This is a genomic window from Streptomyces sp. NPDC110618, from assembly GCF_055657065.1.
The window spans coordinates 118774-140061 of record NZ_JBVKBN010000015.1 but is presented as its reverse complement, the minus strand read 5'-3'; the positions used below and the strand labels follow the sequence as shown (position 1 = coordinate 140061).

General features: G+C 71.1%; 19 protein-coding genes. 5 read left to right on the top strand and 14 right to left on the bottom strand.

The features are described from left to right. Positions 1–113: 113 nt before the first annotated feature. Positions 114–1676 carry a sodium:solute symporter family protein gene (locus ACZ7L7_RS24895; RefSeq protein ID WP_472077174.1) on the top strand — a complete coding sequence of 521 codons (1563 nt, stop codon included), beginning with the start codon at positions 114–116 and terminating at the stop codon, positions 1674–1676. Positions 1677–1874: 198 nt separating this feature from the next. On the opposite strand, the gene ACZ7L7_RS24890 is transcribed toward ACZ7L7_RS24895, so the two are convergent. Further along, complete coding sequence (locus ACZ7L7_RS24890) at positions 1875–2987, bottom strand: ADP-ribosylglycohydrolase family protein (protein ID WP_472077172.1); 1113 nt, start codon at positions 2985–2987, stop codon at positions 1875–1877. A gap of 158 nt (positions 2988–3145) precedes the next feature. Here ACZ7L7_RS24890 and ACZ7L7_RS24885 point away from each other — a divergent pair, with 158 nt between their 5' ends. Genes ACZ7L7_RS24885 through ACZ7L7_RS24875 form a run of 3 tightly spaced genes read left to right on the top strand, consistent with a single transcriptional unit; the run spans position 3146 to position 4446 of the window. Continuing rightward, positions 3146–3955, top strand: coding sequence for a helix-turn-helix domain-containing protein (locus ACZ7L7_RS24885; RefSeq protein WP_285516126.1), 810 nt, complete (start codon positions 3146–3148; stop codon positions 3953–3955). Next, on the top strand, positions 3952–4146 hold the full coding sequence (locus ACZ7L7_RS24880) for a DUF397 domain-containing protein (RefSeq protein WP_285516125.1): 195 nt from the start codon (positions 3952–3954) through the stop codon (positions 4144–4146). The genes ACZ7L7_RS24885 and ACZ7L7_RS24880 overlap by 4 nt, the downstream gene beginning before the upstream one ends. A 21-nt stretch (positions 4147–4167) precedes the next feature. Continuing rightward, positions 4168–4446 (top strand): DUF397 domain-containing protein, encoded by a 279-nt coding sequence (locus ACZ7L7_RS24875; RefSeq protein WP_285516124.1) that lies wholly within the window; start codon positions 4168–4170, stop codon positions 4444–4446. Here ACZ7L7_RS24875 and ACZ7L7_RS24870 read toward each other — a convergent pair. Next, positions 4427–7147 (bottom strand): tetratricopeptide repeat protein, encoded by a 2721-nt coding sequence (locus ACZ7L7_RS24870; RefSeq protein ID WP_472077170.1) that lies wholly within the window; start codon positions 7145–7147, stop codon positions 4427–4429. The two genes, ACZ7L7_RS24875 and ACZ7L7_RS24870, sit on opposite strands and share 20 nt — an antisense overlap. An 89-nt stretch (positions 7148–7236) precedes the next feature. Here ACZ7L7_RS24870 and ACZ7L7_RS24865 point away from each other — a divergent pair, with 89 nt between their 5' ends. Next, a complete protein-coding gene (locus ACZ7L7_RS24865) occupies positions 7237–7734 on the top strand; it encodes a DUF2165 domain-containing protein (RefSeq protein WP_471592580.1) in 498 nt (165 codons plus the stop codon). Between the two features lie 9 nt (positions 7735–7743). On the opposite strand, the gene ACZ7L7_RS24860 is transcribed toward ACZ7L7_RS24865, so the two are convergent. The 12 genes from ACZ7L7_RS24860 to ACZ7L7_RS24805 all read right to left on the bottom strand — a co-directional run bounded on the left by ACZ7L7_RS24860 (position 7744) and on the right by ACZ7L7_RS24805 (position 21276). Continuing rightward, positions 7744–7953, bottom strand: coding sequence for a hypothetical protein (locus ACZ7L7_RS24860; RefSeq protein ID WP_472077168.1), 210 nt, complete (start codon positions 7951–7953; stop codon positions 7744–7746). Between the two features lie 52 nt (positions 7954–8005). Beyond that, positions 8006–8569: a hypothetical protein gene (locus tag ACZ7L7_RS24855; protein WP_285516167.1), complete on the bottom strand. Its 564-nt coding sequence runs from the start codon at positions 8567–8569 to the stop codon at positions 8006–8008. A 104-nt stretch (positions 8570–8673) separates the two neighbouring features. Next, the gene (locus tag ACZ7L7_RS24850) at positions 8674–11259 is read right to left on the bottom strand and encodes a bifunctional FO biosynthesis protein CofGH (RefSeq protein ID WP_285516120.1); all 2586 of its coding nucleotides are present in this window, start codon (positions 11257–11259) and stop codon (positions 8674–8676) included. A 29-nt stretch (positions 11260–11288) separates the two neighbouring features. Next, positions 11289–12137, bottom strand: a complete 849-nt coding sequence (locus tag ACZ7L7_RS24845) for an LLM class F420-dependent oxidoreductase (protein WP_285516119.1) — start codon at positions 12135–12137, stop codon at positions 11289–11291. Positions 12138–12352: 215 nt separating this feature from the next. Next, positions 12353–12838, bottom strand: a complete 486-nt coding sequence (locus ACZ7L7_RS24840; protein ID WP_472077166.1) for a protease inhibitor I42 family protein — start codon at positions 12836–12838, stop codon at positions 12353–12355. A gap of 12 nt (positions 12839–12850) precedes the next feature. Next, positions 12851–13597 carry an endonuclease/exonuclease/phosphatase family protein gene (locus ACZ7L7_RS24835; protein WP_472077164.1) on the bottom strand — a complete coding sequence of 249 codons (747 nt, stop codon included), beginning with the start codon at positions 13595–13597 and terminating at the stop codon, positions 12851–12853. 56 nt (positions 13598–13653) lie between these two features. Beyond that, positions 13654–15099, bottom strand: a complete 1446-nt coding sequence (locus tag ACZ7L7_RS24830; protein ID WP_472077162.1) for an aldehyde dehydrogenase family protein — start codon at positions 15097–15099, stop codon at positions 13654–13656. Continuing rightward, positions 15096–16829: an N-acyl-D-amino-acid deacylase family protein gene (locus tag ACZ7L7_RS24825; protein ID WP_285516116.1), complete on the bottom strand. Its 1734-nt coding sequence runs from the start codon at positions 16827–16829 to the stop codon at positions 15096–15098. Before ACZ7L7_RS24825 ends, ACZ7L7_RS24830 begins: the two co-directional genes overlap by 4 nt. A gap of 83 nt (positions 16830–16912) precedes the next feature. Beyond that, positions 16913–18031 (bottom strand): LLM class flavin-dependent oxidoreductase, encoded by a 1119-nt coding sequence (locus ACZ7L7_RS24820; RefSeq protein WP_285516115.1) that lies wholly within the window; start codon positions 18029–18031, stop codon positions 16913–16915. A 117-nt stretch (positions 18032–18148) separates the two neighbouring features. Next, positions 18149–18919 (bottom strand): SDR family NAD(P)-dependent oxidoreductase, encoded by a 771-nt coding sequence (locus ACZ7L7_RS24815; protein ID WP_471430790.1) that lies wholly within the window; start codon positions 18917–18919, stop codon positions 18149–18151. Between the two features lie 11 nt (positions 18920–18930). Beyond that, positions 18931–19845, bottom strand: coding sequence for a TIGR03619 family F420-dependent LLM class oxidoreductase (locus tag ACZ7L7_RS24810; RefSeq protein WP_285516113.1), 915 nt, complete (start codon positions 19843–19845; stop codon positions 18931–18933). A 27-nt stretch (positions 19846–19872) separates the two neighbouring features. Further along, positions 19873–21276 (bottom strand): amidohydrolase family protein, encoded by a 1404-nt coding sequence (locus ACZ7L7_RS24805; RefSeq protein ID WP_472077159.1) that lies wholly within the window; start codon positions 21274–21276, stop codon positions 19873–19875. Between the last annotated feature and the right edge of the window lie 12 nt (positions 21277–21288).

The following is a 21288-nucleotide window of genomic DNA, read 5'->3' as shown; positions in this document are numbered from 1 at the left end:
ACTGAAGCCATCATCTCGAATACTTTTACCTCCCTTTGACCTTCCGCTCACTTGTCGTGTTCACGAGACTGCACTGACGATGAGCGCCGGGCTGAACCCCTGGGAGGGCGCACATGAACGGTCTCGACTGGGCCGTGCTCATCGGCTATTTCGGCGTGATGGTGGCGATCGGCATCTGGTCCCACAAACGCGTGGACAACGTGAGCGACTTCTTCACGGCCGGCGGCAAGATGCCGTGGTGGCTCTCCGGGATCTCGCACCATATGTCCGGCTACAGCGCGGTGATGTTCACGGGGTACGCGGGCATCGCCTACACCTACGGCGTCACCTCCTTCGTGACCTGGTCCTTCCCCATCGCACTGGGCATCGCCATCGGCTCGAAGCTGTTCGCGCCACGCATCAACCGGCTCCGCTCCCGGCTGCATGTGGCGTCCCCGCTGGAGTACTTGAAGAACCGGTACGACCTGAAGACGCAGCAGGCGCTGGCCTGGTCCGGGATGCTGCTGAAGATCGTGGACGTGGGCGCGAAGTGGGCGGCGATCGCGACACTGCTGTCCGTGTTCACCGGGATCTCCCTGAACCAGGGCATCCTCATCACCGGCACGATCACCGCCGTGTACTGCACGATCGGCGGGCTGTGGGCGGACGCGCTGACCGAGTTGGGGCAGTTCGTCATCCAACTCCTCGCCGGTATAGCGATGTTCATCGCCGTGGTCGTCGAACTCGACGACAAGGGGATCGGATTCTTCGGCGCCTGGGACGAGCCGGCGCTCCAGGGGCACGACAAGCCGCTGGTGGGGCCGTACGGGACGGTGTTCCTGCTCGCCTTCCTCTTCATCAAGCTGTTCGAGTACAACGGCGGCATGCTCAACCAGGCGCAGCGGTACATGGCCACGCCGAGCGCCCGGGAGGCGGAGCGGTCGGCCCGGCTGTCCGCCGCGCTGTGGCTGGTCTGGCCGCTGGTGCTGTTCTTCCCGATGTGGATGTCCCCGCTGCTGGTGGAGTCGCAGAAGCCGGACGGCTCCGACTCCTACGGGCTGATGACGGAACAGCTCCTGCCGCACGGGCTGTTGGGCCTGGTGATCGTGGGCTTCTTCTCCCACACCATGGCCATGTGCTCCTCGGACGCGAATGCCATCGCGGCGGTGTTCACACGGGACTGTGCGCCGGTGGTGTGGCGGCGGGCGCGGGCCTGGAGCGAGGGGCAGGGGCTGCGGGTGGCCCGGATCACGACCGTGGTCTTCCTGGGCCTGTCCATGGCGGCCGCCACGCAGGTCAACTCGCCGACGTTCGGGGACATCATCACGGTCGTGATCAAGTGGGTGGCCGGGCTCATGGGTCCGATGGCGATCCCGATGATGCTGGGTCTGCTCCGCCCGTTCCGCCGCTCCGGGCCCACGGCGGCGCTGACGAGCTGGTCGATCGGTCTGGTGACGTTCTGGCTGGTGAACTATCCGATCAGCTGGAGCGTGGAGGGCGGGGTGCCGCTGCAGTACCAGGTGTCCATCCCGCTGGCGGTGTCGCTGGTGCTGTACGTGCTGGTCGGGTACATCAAGCCGGAGGACACGCCGGAGCGGCTGGCGATCATCGACAAGGTGAACACCGACGGGGACGGGGTGGCGGCGGTACCGGCGCCTGCGGGGGCGGGCGCTGTTCCGACGGCGACGTCCGACTGACCGTCGGCGGTGGCTGGGGCCGGGGTGGGTGCGCTCGCCCGCGCTTGCGGGGTGCCGCTGCGCCCACCCGTGCCGCCTGGGGGTCCCCCCTCTGGGGGAGGCACGACTGCCCGCAGCTACGCGGGCTGGGCGGTGCCGCTGCCCGCAGCTGCGGCGGTTTCGCGGCGGTGGCTGTAGGGGCGGCGGGGGCGAGATTCCCTAGCGGGGGTAGCGGGCCAGCCAGCCCGGCGACGAGCCCCCAGGGCCGTGCAGCGCCGAGCCCTGGGTCATCTCCATCGCGAAGTCGTCCGCGAGTTCCAGGATCGTGGGGCGGCCCTCCAGCTCCGCCAGCCACGCCGGCGGCAGTGCCGTCTCACCGTGCATCGCCCCGAGCAGGCCCCCCGTCAGCGCCGCCGTCGCCGCCGACGGACCGTCGTGGTTGGCCGACAGGCACAGACCGTGCCGTACGTCCTCGCCCACCAGCGCGCAGTACACCGCCGCGGCCAGGACACCCTCCCCCTGCGCCCCGGCCATCAGCTCGCCCACCCGTTCCGGCGCGGGTCTCCCCTGACGTACCGCCCCCAGCGCGTGCTGGAGTGCCTGGGAGACCGGTTCGTGGCCGGGACGGGACGCCAGCATGCCCAGCGTGCGCTGGATCGCGCCGTCCATGGACTCGCCGCACGCCAGCGCGTGCACCAGCACCGCGTACGCGCCCGCCGTCAGGTACCCCACCGGGTGCCCATGCGTCTGCGCCGCGCACTCGATCGCGAGCTGCGCCACGAGCTGCGGCTCCCACCCCACCAAGAGCCCGAACGGCGCCGACCGCACCGCCGCCTCCGGCCCGGCCTCACCCGGGTTCTTCGGGGCGTCCAGCGTGCCCATCATGTCGTCGCCCAGGCCAATCAGCAGCGAGCGCGACGCGTCCCGTCTCGCGTACAGCCACTCCTCGCGGGCCAACCAGCCGTCCTCCTTGCGGCGCTCGTCCGGGCCCCAGTCCCGTTGCGTCGCCGCCCACCGCAGGTACGCGCGGTGCAGGTCGGTCGGCGGGTGCCAGGCGCCGGTATCCCTGCGCACCTGCGCCCGGATCAAGCCGTCCACCGAGAAGAGGGTCAGCTGGGTGAGGTGCGTCACCGCGCCGCGTCTGCCGTAGGCCGGGGCCAGGTCCACCAGGCCCTCGGCGCCGTACGCCTCCCTGATCTGCGCCAGGCTCAGGCCGTTCACGGGGGCGCCGAGGGCATCACCGACCGCCGCGCCGAGCATCGTGCCCCGGACTCTGCTACGGAAGTCCTGCTGCTCGGGGCGGCCCCAGACGGCACCCACTGTCGCACCCACGACCAGCACTGTAATCGACCAGGAACGGTCGGTTCAGGGGCGGAATGTTATGCGGATTGTGCACCGAGTGGGCGTTGGTGGGCGGGAGTGGTTTGATTTTTCGGACTTCCGTCACTGAGTGTGTTCGGTCTCCTTACGCTCTGTTTCAGGAGGTGCGCATGGAGGACGAAGAGGCCGAGGCGGTACTCCGGGCCGTCGGCCGGCAGATCAAGCTGTGGCGGGAAGCGGCGGGGCTGAAGCAGACCGAACTCGGGGACGCGATCGGCTACGGCGAGGACATGATCTCGGCGGTGGAGCGCGCGAAGCGCATTCCCCAGCCGGACTTCCTGGACCGCGCGGACGAAGTCCTGGGCGCGGGCGGCAAGCTCGCGGCGATGAAGAAGGATGTGGAGCACGCCCGCTATCCGAAGAACGTTCGGGATCTGACGAAGCTGGAGGACGAGGCGTTCGAGATGGGCGCCTATGCCAACCACAACATGCACGGCCTGCTCCAGACCCCGGAGTACGCGCGGGCGCTGTTCGCAATGCGGCGTCCCGGCTACTCGGAGGAGGAGATGGAGCGGCTCGTGACTGCCCGCATGGCACGGCAACGCATCTTCGAGCGAACGCCCCCGGCCCTGCTCACCTTTGTCCAAGAAGAGGTGACACTGCGGCGGCCCATCGGGAGCACAATGGTGCTGCGGAAGCAGCTCGAACACCTGCTGGAGATCGGCAAGTTACGCCATGTGTCGATCCAGGTCATGCCGACCGATCGCGAGGACCACGCGGGCATGGGCGGGCCGTTCCGGCTGCTGAAGCTGCGAGGCGGGAAGACCCTCGGACACTCCGAGGCTCAGTTGCACAGCCGAGTGATCAGCGATCCCCGAGACGTCCAGATCTTGGAGATGCGCTATGGAATGATCCGAGCGCAGGCTCTCAATCCTCGGGAGTCACTGGCCTTCATCGAAAAGGTGCTGGAGGAGACATGACACCCACCACCCCCTTGACGTGGTTCAAGAGCAGCTACAGCAGCAATGACGGCCCTGATTGCGTAGAGGTCGCGATATCCCCCACAGCAACCCCCACCATCCACATCCGCGACTCCAAGCACCAAGACGGCCCCCACCTCACCATCAACCCGACCGCCTGGACCGCCTTCCTCAACTCCCGCCCCGCATAACGCGAAGACGCCGGAGGAGGCATGACGCCGATCACCCCGCTGACGTGGGTCAAGAGCAGCTACAGCGGTGCCGACGAGGCGGACTGCGTCGAGGTCGCCGTAGCCCCCGCCAGCCCGCTGACCTGGACAAAGAGCAGCCACAGCGGCAATGACGGCCCCGATTGCGTAGAGGTCGCCCTGTCCCGGACACCCACAGCCACCCCCACCATCCACATCCGCGACTCCAAGCACCAGGACGGCCCCCACCTCACCGTCACCCCCACCGCCTGGACCGCCTTCCTCAGCTCCCGTCCCGCGTAGGGCTGCGCTCCAGATCCGCCCGCGCCTCCTCCGTACGCCCCAACGCCACGTACACCCGGGCGCGTTCGGCGTAGGCGTAGCCGTAGTCCGGGGACAGGGAGAGGGCGTGGTCGAGGTGGCGTAGGGCCTCCTCGTACTCGCCCCGGAGGCGGTGGAGTTCGCCGAGGATGGCCCAGGAGTTGGCGTCCTCGGGTTCGCGGGACAGGCAGTCCCGCAGGGCCGCCGACGCCTCCTCCCGGCGGCCCGCCTCCAGGTACTGGATGGCGCGCTCGCGGCGGATCCAGAACGCGTCCGGCTCCGCCGCCACCGCCGCGTCCAGGTCGGCGAACATGCCCGCCTCGTCGCCCAGTACGAACTTCGCGCGGGACCGCATCACCAGGGCCCAGGTGTAGTCGGGCTCCAAGGCGATCGCGCGGTCCAGGTCCGCCAGCGCCTCCTCGGGTCGGCCCAGTTCGCCCAGCGCCGCGCCCCGGCTGGCCAGCGCCGACGGGTAGTCGGGTTTCAGCTCGATCGCGCGGCCCAGTTCCGCGACCGCCTCCTCGTGGCGGCCCGTCAGGCGGTAGTGGTCGCCGCGTTCCGAGGCGATCCACGCCACGTCGGGGGCGCGGGCCGCCGCCAGGTCGAAGTCGGCGTCCGCCTGCGCCGGTTCGCCGCGCGTGTAGCGCAGCCGGGCCCGGCGGACCAGCGTGAAGAGGCTGTCGTCGATCGCGTACGAGCGGTTGAAGTCGGCCAGTGCCTCGTCGTACTGCCCGAGCACATGCCGGCACACCGCCCTGCCTGTCAGGGCGTCCGCGTCGGTCGGGTCGAGGGCGAGGGCGCGGTCGTAGGCGGTCAGGGCCTGCTCGTGGTGGCCGGCCAGGCGGTGGGTCTCGGCTCGCTCGGCGATGATCCACGCCGTGTCGGGGGACAGTGCGTCGGCCCGGTCGAAGGCGGCCAGGGCGGCGGGGTAGTCGTCCGTCAGCTGGAGCGTCAGGCCCTTGCCGTAGTGGGCGAGGGGTGCGTCGGGGTCGAGTTCCAGGGCTCGGTCGTACTCCTCCAGTGCCCGCGCGTACTCCCCCTCGCGGCGCCACTCCCGGCCGCGCAGGGCGTGGGCCTCCGCCCGGCCGTGCGGGGCCAGGCCCGGGCGGAGCAGCAGCAGGTCCAGGGCTCGGGCCACGCCGTTGTCCGCGTCCAGGGCCTCGCCCAGCTCGCGGCCCCAGTCGGCCGACCCGGCGTGGTCGGCATCGGTGCCCGCGTCCTGGAGCATGCGCGCCCAGCGGCGGCCCTCGGCCCGGTCCACGCCGCAGGCCGCCACGAGCAGCCCGAGTGCGTCCGCGAGGTGGGCCGACGGGCGGGCGCAGAGCTGGTGGTAGGTCTCCTCCAGGCGCAGTTCCCGCCACTCCTCGTCCGCCCACAGGCCGGCCGAGAGGTCGTGCTCGGCCCTGCCGTCCGCCACGTCCTCCCGCCACTCCGCGAAGGCCGCCGCCAGCCGCCGGTGCCGTTCCCGCCAGCGGCGCGGGAAGTGCAGCCGTTCCTGGCGGAGCATCGGGGCCCGTACGACCTCGTGGTAGCGGACGCGGCCGCCCCGCTCCCCCACGAAGGGCAGCCCCCGCAACCACCGGTAGTGAGCGCCCAGTTCGCCGTCCGGCAGGTCGACCAGGACCCGGAAGACGTCGCCGTCCAGGCGGCGCGGGAGCGCGCAGAGTTGGGCCACGTCGTGGCGGACCTCGGGCTCGGCGCGCAGGAAGCGTTCCACGGCGTCCGCGCTCGGGTCCTCGATCTGTTCCGGGCCGTCCGGTCTCTTCTCGGCGAGGGTCGACACCAGCACGGGCAGGCCGCCCGTCACCCGCTGCACCTCGGCCACGACCGGTTCGGCCAGCACGCCCCGCCCGGCGAGCAGTTGGCGCGTCTCCGCGTCGGTGAAGGGGGCCAGTGGGAGTTCCACCGCGCCGGTCCAGCGGCCCGTCGGCAGGGGCAGTTGGCCCGCGGTGACCACGACCAGGTTCCCGGGCACGTCACCGTGCTCGTCCCGCTTGCGGAACAGGCCGTGCAGCCACCCGTCCAGGAAGGGCCCCGTGCGTTCGTACGTGTCGAAGAACAGGACCGTCCACGGCGCCCCGGAGGCGGCCGACCTCAGCTCCCGGAGGAACACCGGCGTCAGCGCCGACTCCGGGTGCAGGACCAGGTCGATGTCGTCGGCGTTGCGGAAGCGGCTGCTCAGGCCGGCTCGCAGCCGGTCCGCTCCCTGGGCGACCAGGTCGGCCGGCAGCGCCCGGCCCAGCAGGGCGCCGCCCGGTACCGCCGACTCCAGGACCCCCAGGCCCAGTTCGGCGACCGCCCGGCTGCCCGGCGACGTGGGCTCCGGTCCGCCGTCCTGCGCCCGCAGCGCCGCCTCCGCCTCCCGGCGCCGCTCCCGGTACTCGGCCAGCCGCCGCTCCAGCGGTTTCATCCGGCGCCCCTGCGCGGCGAACTGACGGCAGATCATCTCCAGCGCGTCCGGCACGCTTGCCGCGTCCTCGTCGACGTACGCGGTCAGCGCCCCGCGTTCACGCGCGAGCCGCTTGAACTCCTCGACCAGGAAGGATTTCCCGACACCGGACGGGCCGTGCGCATGGAAGCGGGCGCGGCGGTCCGGGGCGCCCGCGTCGAGCTCCAAGTTGCCCAGGAAGGCGGCTCGTTCCGCTTCCCGGCCGACGAACCGGTCCTCCGGCGGCTGTGCCATCCCCGTGCGTCCCCTCGCTGTGGCGGTTGACCGTCAATGTGGCTCAATGCGTACGGCGGGGTGCGGTCCGTACAGGGAAAATGATCGGCATGGCCACCACACCCCCACGCAACGCCCTCCGTCTCGCCGCCACCCTGCTCACCGCGAGCATCGCCCTCTACATGGCCCTCGTCGCCTTCGGGAACATCACGGACTTCGACACGAACCGGGACTTCGTGCGGCATGTCCTGGCGATGGACACCACGTTCAAGGACGACGACCTGATGTGGCGGGCCATCACCAGCAAGGGGCTCCAGGACACGGCGTACGTCGCCATCATCGTCTGGGAGACCGTCGCCGCGCTCGTCCTCATATACGGCACCTGGCTCTGGTTCCGCGACGGCGACCGGGTCGCCCGGCGCTGGTCGACGTACGGGCTGCTGATGGTGATGCTGCTGTTCGGCGCCGGGTTCATCGCGATCGGGGGTGAGTGGTTCGCGATGTGGCAGTCCGGGGACTGGAACGGGCTGGACGCGGCGACCCGGGTGTTCGTCTTCAGCGGCGTCGTGCTGCTGGTCAACCATCTGCCGGGGACGTCGGAGGCGTAGCGCCCGCGGTCAGTCGTCCGAGTCGCTGCTATTGCTGCTGCCGCTCCTGCTGGAACGCCTGTTGGACTTCATCAGGACGTACAGCAGCTCGCCCGCGCCCCGCGTCACGGCCGCCGCGACGCGCGCCCAGCGCGGGGCCGTGCCCCGGCCCGTCCACACCACGCAGACACAGCCGAGGACCACCAGCGCGAGCAGCACCGACAGAACCACAACACCCACGATCTCAAACCCCCGTTACTAGTCACTCACCGCTCACCGCTCGTCACTCGTCCTACTTGACGACCGTGACCGTCGTCCCCGCCGTCCCGAACGCCCACAGCGCCGAGCCGTCCTTGTCCGACATGCGGATACCGCCCGTACGGGCCCCGTCCGCGGGCGGGGGCGGCGAGGAGCCGTCCACGGCGTTGGAGAAGGCGACGTTCACGCCGGACTTCACGGCGAAGTACACCACGTGCTCGATCTTGACGCCGTCCGACCCGGTGATCGGGTCCTCGGTGCGCTGCCCGACGGTGTACTTGCCGGGGTCGGGGTCGACGGTGCCGGGCCACACCGCGAACGTGCGGCGTGTGGCCTCGCTCGCGTCGACGAGCCAGACCCGGTTCTCGCCGAGCGAGTACACGATGCGGCGGCCGGTGCCGGAGCCGTCCGGGACCCGCTTGGACTTCGGGGACTCGGCCGGCTTGGGGTCGGCCGTGGCGGACGCGCTCGGCCGCGGCGCGGCCGAGACCGTGGGCTTGGGACCCTTGTCGGCCTGTACGGCGAGGGCGACCACGATTGCTGTCGCCCCTACCGTCAGACCGGTCACCCAGACCTTCGGGGCAGGCACTGCTCGGATCTCCTCGACTCACCGACAGGTTCGGATCATCGTACTGCCCCGTGGGTCCGCCTCTCCTCCTCAGTCCGGCACCGGGTACGCCCCGGCGCCGGCCGCCCGGCCCCTCAGTCCAGTACCGGCAGCAGCTCCGGCAGGTGCCCGTCCGACCGCGCCGCCGCCCGCTGCCGCTCCTCGGGGACCTCGCCGTAGAGCGTGGTGCGCGGCCGGGCCGGGCGCCCCGCCGCCGCGGCGACCGCGACCAGATCCTTGACCGACTTGTAGGAGCCGTAGGAGGAGCCCGCCATGCGGGAGATCGTCTCCTCCATGAGGGTGCCGCCGAGGTCGTTGGCACCGGAGCGGAGCATCTCCGCCGCGCCCTCCGTGCCGAGCTTGACCCAGCTGGTCTGGATGTTGGGGATGTGCGGGTGGAGCAGCAGGCGGGCCATCGCGGTCACCGCACGGTTGTCGCGGATCGTGGGGCCGGGGCGGGCGATGCCGGCCAGGTAGACCGGGGCGTTGGTGTGGATGAAGGGGAGCGTCACGAACTCCGTGAAGCCGCCGGTCTCCTGCTGGATGCGGGACAGGGTGCGCAGGTGGCCGAGCCAGTGGCGGGGCTGGTCGACATGGCCGTACATCATCGTCGAGGAGGAGCGGATGCCCAGCTCGTGGGCGGTGGTGACGACCTCGATCCAGGTGGCGGTGGGCAGCTTGCCCTTGGTGAGCACCCAGCGGACCTCGTCGTCCAGGATCTCCGCCGCCGTGCCCGGGATGGAGTCCAGGCCCGCCTCCTTGGCCGCCGTCAGCCACTCGCGGATGGACATGCCGGTGCGGGTGGCGCCGTTGACGACCTCCATCGGGGAGAAGGCGTGGACGTGCATGCCGGGGACCCGTTCCTTCACCGCCCGCGCGATGTCGAAGTAGGCGGTGCCGGGCAGGTCGGGGTGGATGCCGCCCTGCATGCAGACCTCCACCGCGCCCACGTCCCACGCCTGCTGGGCGCGGTCGGCGACCTGCTCCAGGGAGAGGGTGTAGGCGTCGGCGTCGGTGCGGCGCTGGGCGAAGGCGCAGAAGCGGCAGCCGGTGTAGCAGACGTTGGTGAAGTTGATGTTCCGGGTGACGATGTACGTCACGTCGTCCCCGACCGCTGCCCTGCGGACGTCGTCCGCGATCCGCGTGAGCGCGTCCAGTGCCGGGCCGTCGGCGTGCAGCAGCGCCAGCGCCTCGGCGTCGGTGAGTTTCGTGGGGTCGTCGGCGGCGGTGGCCAGCGCCTGCCGTACGTCGGTGTCGATGCGCTCCGGGGCCATTCCGGGGGCGGCGGCCTCGCGCAGGGCGCCCCAGTCGCCGTAGACCTCGTCGAAGTCGTCGCGGCGGTCGGAGGTGCGGCCCTCGGTGTCGATGGTGGCGTGCAGGTCGGTACGGCCGCTCGCCTCGAAGGCCTCCTCCGGCTCCTGCCAGGGGTGCCCCTCGACCACCGCGTCCGGGCGGGCGAGGCCCGTCTCCGGGTCGGCCAGCGCCGACACGTGCGGGCGCAGCCGGGGGTCCAGCCAGGGCTCGCCGCGGGTGACGAACTCCGGGTAGACGCAGAGGCGTTCACGCAGTTCGAAACCGGCGGCGCGGGAGCGCTCGGCCAGCTCCTCGATCTGCGGCCACGGGCGCTCGGGGTTGACGTGGTCGATGGTCAGCGGGGAGACCCCGCCCCAGTCGTCGATGCCGGCGCCGATCAGCCGCTCGTACTCGGCGTCCACCAGGTTCGGCGGGGCCTGGAGGCAGGCGGAGGGACCCATGATGTGCCGGGCGACGGCCACCGTGGCGACGAGTTCGTCGAGTTCCGCGTCCGGCATGCCGCGCATCGCCGTGTCCGGTTTGGCGCGGAAGTTCTGGATGATCAGTTCCTGGATGCCGTGGTAGGCGCGGGCGATCTTGCGCAGCGCGAACAGGGACTCGGCGCGTTCCTCGTACGTCTCCCCGATGCCGATGAGGATGCCGGAGGTGAAGGGGACGGAGGAGCGGCCCGCGTCCTCCAGCACCCGCAGACGCACGGCCGGTTCCTTGTCCGGGGAGCCGTAGTGCGGGCCGCCGGGCTCGGACCACAGGCGGGTCGCCGTGGTCTCCAGCATCATGCCCATGGAGGGCGCGACGGGCTTCAGGCGCTGGAAGTCGGTCCAGCTCATGACGCCCGGGTTGAGGTGGGGCAGCAGGCCGGTCTCCTCCAGGATGCGGATGGAGATCGCGCGGACGTAGGCGATGGTGTCGTCGTAGCCGTGCGCGTCCAGCCACTCCCTGGCCTCCGGCCAGCGGTCCTCGGGCTTGTCGCCGAGGGTGATGAGGGCTTCCTTGCAGCCGAGGGCGGCGCCCTTGCGGGCGATGTCCAGGACCTCGTCCGGGGACATGAACATCCCGTGCCCGGCGCGGCGCAGCTTGCCGGGGACGGTGACGAAGGTGCAGTAGTGGCACTTGTCCCGGCACAGCCGGGTGAGCGGGACGAAGACGCTCTTGGAGTACGTGATGACGCCCGCGCGGCCCGCCGCCTCAAGTCCCGCGTCGCGCACCCGCGCGGCGGACGCGGCGAGGTCCACCAGGTCCGCGCCGCGCGCCTGGAGCAGGACCGCCGCCTCCGTCACGTCCAGGGCGACGCCGTCCCGGGCCCGTTTCAGGGCGCGACGCATGGCGTTCTCGGTCGGGCCGGGTCCGTTCGTCGCCGAAATCGTCATCCTTCGAGCATACGGTCGAAGTGATCAGGTCAGCCGAGGAAGGCCGCGTAGTCGTCCAGCACCCGCAGCACCTCGGACTCCCCGCCCGGCGGCAACTGCGCGACGACCTCCTCGATACCGAGGTCCGCGTAGTGGGCGAGCTTTCCTTCGCTCGGGTAGATGGCGTACGGCACTACTTGCAGCGCCGCCGGGTCGCGGCCCGCGTCGGCCCAGGCGGCGCGCAGCACGGGCAGGGTGTCGGTCAGGCCGCGCCCGCCGATGGGCATCCAGCCGTCGGCGTACGCGCAGATGTGGGAGAACAGCTTCGGTCCGGCGGCGCCGCCGACGAGTGTGCGGGGGCCGGTGACCGGGCCGCGCGGCTTCTGCGCCGGCTTGGGGAAGGCGTAGGAGGCACGGACGGAACCGAACTCGCCCTCGTGGGCGGTCGGTTCCTCCGCCCACAGCGCGCGCATGAGCGCCATGCGGTCCTGTACGAGGTCGCGCCTCGTGCGCCACTCCACGCCGTGGTCGGCGGCCTCCTCCTTGTTCCAGCCGAAGCCGAGGCCGAGGGTGAAACGGCCGTCGGAGAGGTGGTCGAGCGTGGCGATCTGCTTGGCCAGGGCGATCGGGTCGTGCTGGGCGACCAGGGTGATGCCGGTGCCGAGACCTAGCCGCTGGGTGACGGCGGCGGCCTGGCCGAGGGCGACGAAGGGGTCGAGGGTACGGCCGTACTCGGGCGGCAGGTCCCCGCCCGCCGGGTACGGCGTGCTCCGCTCCACGGGGATGTGGGTGTGCTCGGGCAGGTAGAGCCCGGCGAACCCGCGCTGCTCCAGCTCGCGGGCGAGCCGGGTGGGGGTGATCGTCTCGTCGGTGAGGAAGATCGTGACGGCAAGGCGCATGCGTTATCTGTAGCGGGGGTGGCGTGAGAAGTCGATAGCGACCCTTTTGCGAGTTCTTCGTCTGCGGGCCGGTGGGGGTTGATCGCGCAGTTCCCCGCGCCCCTTTAGGGAGTCGACGAGACGCCCATCGATGCCTTGCCCGGCGTACACGTACCTCGTCTGCCGGCCGGTGGGGGCCGGTCGCGCAGTTCCCCGCGCCCCTGAGGGAGTTGGGCTTACCGGACCGTGATCTTGTACTGGAAGTAGGCCGGTTCGTCGGCCGGTTCCGCTGTCTCCGGTGCTGTCGGTACGGGCGGGGTGGTCGCCTGGGCCTGGGCGAGGCTGCCGCAGCGGGCCATGGGGCAGTGGAGGAGGGTCACCGTGGTCGTTCCCGTGGAACGGGCCGTGAAGTCGAAGTACGCCGTGCCGTCGCCGCCGCCCACGATGCCCTCGGGTGCGCCCTCGATGTCCTCGTGGGTGCCCCGGTAGTCGAGGACGTCGGCGTCGGGCTTCGGCTCGGCCAGGAACCAGTGCTCGCCGATGTACGGGCGGGCCGGGACCTTGAGGGTGAAGTCCTCGCCCTTCTCGACCGTGATCGCACGATGGTCGGTGCCGTATTCGGTGGTCGAACCCCTCGTGACCAGGACGAAGGCCAGTGCCCCCGCGGCGGCCAGGGCGATGGCGAGGGCGATCCGGGACTTCGTACTGGCGATCACTGTCATGGTCGCCGGAAGTTAGCACACCAGGTCGGCGACGACCGCGGCGTGGTCGGAGGGCCAGACGCCCTCCACCGGGCGGTCCCCGGCGCGGTGCGCGTGCCGTGCGGTGACCGGACCGGCGAGGTGCACGAAATCGATCCGTTCCGTCTGTCGGGGCCCCTGGCGGTACGGGAGTCGGGGGTCCCAGTCCCAGGTCTCGCCCGGGGTCGAGGGCGCGGCTTCCTCCCAGGCGTCGCGGAAACACCGACGGAGTTCGAGCAGTTCGGGAAATCCGGGTCCTGCGTTGAAGTCGCCGGTGAGGACGACGGGGCCCTCGCGGTCGGTGAACTCCGCCAGTGCGGCGGCCTGTTGGCGCCGTACCTCGCAGGCGTTCGGGGCGGAGGTCAGATGGGCGGTGAAGAAGGACACCGGGCCGGTGCGGGCGTACAGACCGAGGCGGCCGTCGTCCAGGTCGGGCGGTACGGGCAGGCGCAGGATCTCCGTCTCCTCGATTGGCCAGCGGCTCAGTATCGCGTTGCCGATGTCCACCGAGGGGTCGGCTATGCGGCGCCGCCAGCGGTCGGGGGCCGGGGAGGGGGCCCAGGTCCAGTGCAGGCCGAGCTCGGCGGCCAGCCACTCCGCGAGGTTCTCCCCGTCGGCGGCCCAAACCTCCTGGAGCCCCACGAGGTCGGGCCGCTGCTCCCGCAGCACCTCCAGAATCGCCTTCTGCCGCTCCCGCCACGGCCCGAACCGCCACCACAGATTCCAGCTCACGACCCGCACGCCCAACCCACCCCTCGGTCATACCAGGGGGACCATTAAAGGGCACAGGGCCGCCGCTAACCCGGCCACACGATCGACTGCACCTCGCTGTACGCGTGCAGGGCGTACGAGCCCACGTCGCGGCCCACTCCGCTCTTCTTGAAGCCGCCGAAGGGGGCCTCCATGTTGCGGGCGACCGTGTTGATGCCGACGCCTCCGGCACGGAGGCGTCGGGCGGTGCGGAAGGCCTTGGCGATATCGGCGGTCCAGACGTAGTCGATCAGGCCGTACTCGGTGTCGTTGGCGAGGGCGATGCCCTCTTCCTCCTCGTCGAAGGGGATGACCGTGACCACCGGGCCGAAGATTTCCTCCCTTGCCGCTCTCATGTCGTTCGTGCAGTCCGCGAGGAGGGTGGGGGCGACGTAGAAGCCCTGGGGGTGGGGTGGGCGGTCGCCGCCGGTCAGCAGCCTCGCGCCCTCCTTCCTCGCCAGTTCCACGTACGACTCCACCCGCTCACGGTGCGCGGCCGAGATCACCGGGCCCACGACAGTACGGGGGTCCCTCGGGTCGCCGATGCGCAGGCGGTTCGCGTACGTCGTCAGGGCCTCCACCAGGCGTTCGTAGAGCGGACGTTGGGCCAGTACCCGGGTCGGGGCCGTGCAGATCTGGCCGCTGTAGAAGGAGAACGTCGTGCCGATGCCGGAGACCGCCGAGGCGATGTCCGCGTCGGAGAAAACCAGGGCCGCGCCTTTCCCGCCCAACTCCATGAGCTGGCGTTTCATGTCGCGGCCGCACACCTCGGCGATACGGCGGCCCACGGCCGTGGAGCCGGTGAAGCTCACCATGTCGATGTCCGGGGAGGCGACCAGGGTCTCCCCCACCTCCACCGAGGCGCCGGAGATCACGTTCACCACCCCGGGCGGGGCTCCTGCCTCCTCCAGTACCTCCGCCATGCGGTACACGGACAGGGGGTCCTGCGGGGCCGGCTTCACGACGACGGTGTTACCCATGGCGAGGGCCGGGGCGATCTTTCCGGCGGCGTTGGCCCAGGGGTTGTTGTACGAGGAGATGCAGGCGACGACCCCGACCGGCTGCCGTACCGCCAGCGCGCCCACCACTCCGGCCTTCCCCATCGGCCCGGCCTCGTTGATCTGCGGCGCGATCGGCCACTCGGCGGGCTCCACGCGCGCGTACCGCCGGAACCGGGCCGCCGCCACGCCGACCTGCATCGCGCGGGCGGTGCCGGTGGTGGCGCCGGTCTCCGCCTGGGCCAGTTCGGCGTAGGGGACCAGGCGTTCCCGGATCAGGTCCGCGGCCCGCGCCAGGATCGCCGCCCTCTCCTCCGGCGCCGTGCGCGACCACGGCCCGAAGGCCTCGCGGGCCGCCGTACAGGCGTCCGCCACCTGGTCCCGCGTGGCCTCGGGCGCCGCGCCGACGGTGGCCTCGGTCGCCGGGTCGACGACGTCGTAGTAGCCGCCCTCGGGCTCCGTCCAGGTCCCGCCGATGAAGAGCCGCTGGTTCACCGGGTGCTCACCGTCCGGGTGTCGCGGCCCGAGCGCAGCACCCGGCCCGGTACCGCGCCGGTCACCACGTCGTCGCGGATGGCCTCGATGCCGTTGACCCAGACGGCGTGCACGCCGAGCGCCCTGGAGTCCAGGCGTGGGCTGTCTCCCGGCAGGTCGTGCACCAGGGTGGCCGTACCGGCGTCGATGCGTTCCGGGTCGAAGAGCACCAGGTCGGCATGGAACCCCTCCTGCACACGCCCCCGTTCGCGCAGCCCGAACAGCCGCGCCGGATCGTCGGTCAGCATCCGCACCGCCTGCTCCAGCGGCACCAGTTTCCGCCCGCGCAGACAGTCGCCGAGGAAGCGGGTCGTGTACGGCGCCCCGCACATGCGGTCCAGGTGCGCGCCCGCGTCGGAGCCGCCGAGCAGGACGTCCTCGTGCTGCCAGGTCTGGGCCCTGAGCGCCCAGGAGGCGGGGTCGTTGTCGGGCGGCATCGGCCAGAGCACGGTGCGCAGTTCGTCGTGGGCGCAGATCTCGACCAGGCAGGCGAACGGGTCCTGTCCGCGCTCGGCCGCGATGTCCCGCACCACCCGGCCCGTCAGCCCGCGGTTGGCCTCGCTGTAGGTGTCGCCGATGACGTACCGCCCGAAGTCCGCGAGCCGTCGGAAGACGCCGGCCTCCTTGGAGGAGGCGTGCCGCAGCATCTCGGCGCGGACGGCGGCGTCGCGGAGCTTCACGATCCGCTCCGGGACCGGCAGTGCGAGGATCGGGCCCCAGCCCGGTATCAGGTTCAGCGCGCAGAACGTGCCCAGGGACATGTTCATCGGGGTCAGGATCGGCATCGTCAGCGCGACGACCCGGCCGCCCGCCTTCCGGGCCCGCTCACTGGCCAGGAGCTGGCGGGGCACCCGTTCCGGGACGGCGGCGTCGATGGTCAGGACGTTCCAGTTCAGGGGGCGTCCGGCGGTCGCGCTCATCTCCGCGAACAGGTCGATCTCGGCGTCGCTGAACTGGTCCAGGCAGCCCGCGACGATCGCCTCGATCTGCGTGCCCTCGTGCTCGCCGACCGCCTTCGACAGCGCGAGCAGCTCGGCGGGCAGCGCGTGCCGGGACGCCACCGGCTGCCCGTCGCCGTCGGAGTGCGTGGACGACTGGGTGGTGGACAAGCCCCAGGCCCCGGCCTCCATCGCCTCGCGCAGCAGCCCCACCATCGCGTCGAGCTGGGCGGCGGACGGCTGGCCGCCGATGGCGTCCGGGCCCATCACGTACCGGCGCAGCGCGCAGTGCCCCACCATGAAACCGGCGTTGACGGCGATCCGCCCTTCCAAGGCGTCCAGGTACTCCCCGAACCCGTGCCAGTTCCAGGGCGCCCCCTGCTCCAGGGCGACCAGGGACATGCCCTCGACCTTGGACATCATGCGCCGCGTGTAGTCGGCGTCGGCGGGGCGGTCGGGGTTGAGGGGCGCGAGGGTGAACCCGCAGTTCCCGGCGGCGACCGTGGTGACACCGTGGTTGAGGGAGGGGGTGGCGTACGGGTCCCAGAAGAGCTGGGCGTCGTAGTGGGTGTGGGGGTCCACGAAGCCGGGCGCCAGGACGAGTCCGGTCGCGTCCTCGCTGGTCAGGGCCGGTTCGGTGACTCCAGGGGCGACGACGGCGATACGGCCGTCACGCAGGCCCACATCGGCGGTGTAGGCGGGGGCGCCGGTGCCGTCGACGACGGTGGCGCCCTTGATGACGTGATCGAGCATGGACGTTCACCTCCTGGGTTGGGGGGCGGGATTCCTACCTGAGTGCGCGGGGAACCCCACGCACCCGCGGCCGCCCACGGCGATCAGGCACCCCTCCGGAACCGCGTCGTCCGATGCACCGGATCCGTGTCGATCTTCGGAATCACGTGCTCCCCGATCAGCCGGATCGTCTGCAGCGTCTCCTCCTTCGGCACCCCCACCGGCAGCCCGAAGCTCAGCTGGTCCGCCCCCGCCTGCTCCCACCGCTTGCACTGCCGCAGCACCTCGTCGGGGTCGCCGCAGATCAGCAGCTCCTCCTCGATGAGCACCTCGACGAAATCCTCGGTGTACTCGGGCAGCGTCTCCGGCCACACCGGGAAGCCCTCGGGCCGCGGGAAGGTGTCGTGGTACCGGAAGACCAGCGACGGCAGGTAGTGCAGCCCGCCGTTGACCGCGATGCGTACCGCCTCCTCGTGCGTGGGCGCGCAGATCGCGGTGGTCGTCACCATCACGTTGTCGTTGACGAAGTCCCCGATCGGCTCGGCGTCCACGATCGCCGTCTTGTACTGCTCCAACACCCACTCCATGTCGGAGACCTTCTGCACGCTGAAGCCCAGCACCCCGAGGCCCTTGCGGGCGGCCATGGCGTACGAGGGGGGCGATCCGGCCGCGTACCACATCGCGGGGTGGGACTTCCCGTACGGCTTGGGCAGGATCTTGCGCGGCGGGAGTGACCAGTGCTTGCCCTGGAAGCCCACGTACTCGTCCTGGAGCCACATCCTCGGGAACTCGGCGATGGTCTCTTCCCAGATCTCCTTGGTGTGGTTCATGTCCGTGATGCCGGGCAGGAACCCGAGGATCTCGTGCGACCCGGCGCCGCGTCCGCTGCCGAACTCGAAGCGGCCCTCGGAGAGATGGTCGAGCATGGCGACCTTCTCGGCGACCTTGACCGGGTGGTTGACCTGGGCGAGCGGGTTGAAGATCCCGGAGCCGAGGTGGATCCGCTCGGTGGCGTGCGCCAGGTAGCCGAGGAACACGTCGTTGGCGGAGAGGTGCGAGTACTCCTCCAGGAAGTGGTGCTCGGAGGCCCAGGCGTACTTGAAGCCGGACCTGTCCGCCTCGATGACGTACTCGGTCTCCTCCATCAGCGCCTTGTGCTCGGCGAGCGGGTCGGTCTCCGCGCGCTTGCCGACGTATCCCTGTACAAAGAGCCCGAATTCCACGGCGGTTCACCGTCCCGGTCCTAGGCCGACGCTGGTTTTCTGATGGTCCGTCAGATCGCTGACTGTGGCACCGTACGCGCGAGGGGTCAATAGCTGACGGTCAGTCAGCTGGGGGGTTCAGAGCACCGACACCCCCGCCAGCCACCCCCCGTCGATCACGAACGGCTGCCCGGTGATGTACGACGAGTCCTCCGAGGTCAGGAAGAGGGCGAGCCGCGCGACCTCCTCCGCCCTGCCGATCCGGCCGAGCGGTACGAGCTTGCGGTACAGCCCGTCCATGGCCCGTGCTGTCCCCTCCGCGTCCGCCGCCGGGTCCAGCAGGGCCGGGTTGGACATCGCGGTGTCGATGGCGCCGGGGCACATGGCGTTGACGCGGATGCCCCGCGGGGCCAGCTCCAGCGCGGCGACCCGGGTGAGCCCGACGATCGCGTGCTTGGAGGCCGCGTACGCCCCGACGGCCGCCATCCCGGTCAGCCCGGTGTAGGAGGCGGTGTTGACGATCGTGCCGCCGTCCGCCATCTCGGGCGCGACCGTTCTGATACCGAGGAAGCAGCCGGCCTGGTTGACCCGGACGACCTGCATGAACTCGTCGAGGGGCGTGTCGACGAGGGAGTTGAAGCGCAGGATCCCGGCGTTGTTGACCAGGCCGTCGATGTGCCCGTACGCCTCCTTCGCCGCGCTCACCGCGGACCGCCAGTCGTCCTCCTCCCCCACGTCCAGGTGGACGTACCGGGCGCCGATCTCCTTGGCGAGGGCCTCCCCGGGGTCGTCGAGCACATCGGCGACGACGACCTCGGCGCCCTCCTGCCGGAACAGGCGCGCCTCCTGCTCGCCCTGTCCGCGGGCCGCGCCGGTGACGATGACGACGCGGCCGTCGAGCTTGCCCATATGACAACTCCTCATAGATGGGGGGCGACTTCGGCGCCGAACGCCGTCATCTGGTCGATGAGTTCGTCCCGGCCGCGGGCGCGGAAGCGGACCTGGAGCTGGTCCACACCCATCGCCCGGTACGCGCGCAGCGACTCGGCGAGTTCGTCCGGGGTGCCGGTGAGGGTGCGGCGGCCGACGTGCCAGGAGGGGGCGCCGATGTAGAGGGGTTCGGCGATGGCTCCGACCGTGAAGTCCCCTTCCCGTCCGGCCTGTTCGCGCAGTTCCCGGATGCGGGCCATCTGCTGGGGCAGGCGGTCGCGCGGGTCGCCCTGCGGCAGCCAGCCGTCCCCTTTCAGCGCAGCCCGGCGCACGGCCGCGGGCGAGGAGCCGCCGACCCACAGCGGTACGTGTTCCTGCGCGGGCCTGGGCAACTGGCCGAGCCCCTCGAAGTCGTACAGCTTGCCGTGGTGCTCGGGGAACTCCTCCGGGCCGAGCGCCGCGCGCAGCGCGTCCACGCACTCGTCCAGTACGGCGCCCCGGTGCGCGAAGTCCACGCCGAGCGCGGTGAACTCCTCCTCCACGTGTCCGGCGCCCACGCCCAGGATCAGACGGCCGCCGGAGAGGTGGTCGACGGTGGCGTACTGCTTGGCGGTGATCAGGGGGTGGCGCAGGCCGACCACCGCGACATGGCTGAGCAGGCGGACCCGCTCGGTGGCGGCGGCGAGGTGGGCGAGGGTGGCGACGGGGTCGTACCAGACGGTGCTCATGGCGGAGGCCAGGCGGCGCGGGACGGCGACGTGGTCGCAGGCGGCGACGTAGGCGAACCCGGCTCGGTCGGCGGCGCGGGCGAGGGCGCGCAGGTCGTCGGGGCCGGCGGCGGCCTCCCAGGGCTCGGCGTACAGGGTGCTCTGGGACTGGATCGGGAGCTGGATGCCGTAGTGCACGAGGGGGGCCTTTCTCGTGGGGGCGGTCTATGGCATACGGGCCGTACCGGTCGTACTGGCCGCATTGGCCGTACTGGCCGCATTGGCCGTACTGGCCGCATTGGCCGTACTGGCCGTACTGGCCGTACTGGCCGTACTGGCCGTACTGGCCGTACTGGCCGTACCGGCCGTACCGGCTCCGGGCCACAGGCCGTCGTCGGTGAGGCCGAGGAGGTCGATGGCGTTGCGCCGGACGATCCGCTCCACCACGTCCGCCGGGAGGTGCCCCATCTGGGCCTCGCCGACCTCGCGGGACTTGGGCCAGGTGGAGTCGGAGTGCGGGTAGTCGGTCTCGTAGAGGACGTTGCCGACGCCGATGGAGTCGAGGTTGCGCAGGCCGAAGGCGTCGTCGAAGAAGCAGCCGTAGACGTGCTCGGCGAAGAGTTCCGACGGCGGCCGGTGCACCTTGTCGGCGACGCCGCCCCAGCCGCGGTTCTCCTCCCAGACCACGTCGGCGCGCTCCAGGATGTACGGGATCCAGCCGATCTGCCCCTCGGCGTACATCACCTTCAGGTTCGGGAAGCGCTCGAACTTGCCGCTCATCAGCCAGTCGACCATCGAGAAGCAGCAGTTGGCGAAGGTGATGGTGGAGCCGACGGCGGGCGGGGCGTCGGCGGAGGTGGAGGGCATACGGCTGCTGGAGCCGATGTGCATGGCGACGACCGTGCCGGTCTCGTCGCAGGCGGCGAGGAAGGGGTCCCAGTCGTCGGTGTGGACGGAGGGGAGCCCGAGGTGCGGGGGTATCTCGGAGAAGGCGACGGCGCGGACACCGCGGGCGGCGTTGCGGCGGACCTCCTCGGCGGCGAGGCGGGCGTCCCAGAGGGGGATGAGGGTGAGCGGGATGAGCCGTCCGCGCGCCTTCGGCCCGCACCACTCCTCCACCATCCAGTCGTTGTAGGCGCGGATGCAGAGCAGGCCGAGTTCGTGGTCGCTCGCCTCGGTGAAGGTCTGGCCGCAGAAGCGCGGGAAGGTGGGGAAGCAGAGGGCGGACTGGACGTGGTTGACGTCCATGTCGGCGAGGCGGGCGGGGACGTCGTAGGAGCCCTTGCGCATCTGCTCGTAGGTGATGACCTCCAGCTTGATCTCGTCGCGGTCGTAGCCGACGGCGGTGTCGAGCCGGGTCAGGGGCCGGTGCAGATCCTCGTAGACCCACCAGTCGCCGATCGGGCCGTCGTCGCCGGGGCTGCCCATGACGGGCTTGAACCGGCCGCCGAGGAAGGTCATTTCCCTCAGCGGGGCGCGGACGATCCGGGGTCCGGTGTCGAGGTACTTCTTCGGGAGCCGGTCCTGCCAGACCTGCGGGGGCTCCACCGTGTGGTCGTCGACGGAGATGATCGGGGGGAGGGGGGTCGGGGACTCTGATGTCGCGGCCGGGGTCGGTTTGGTCTCCATGGGGCGTACGGT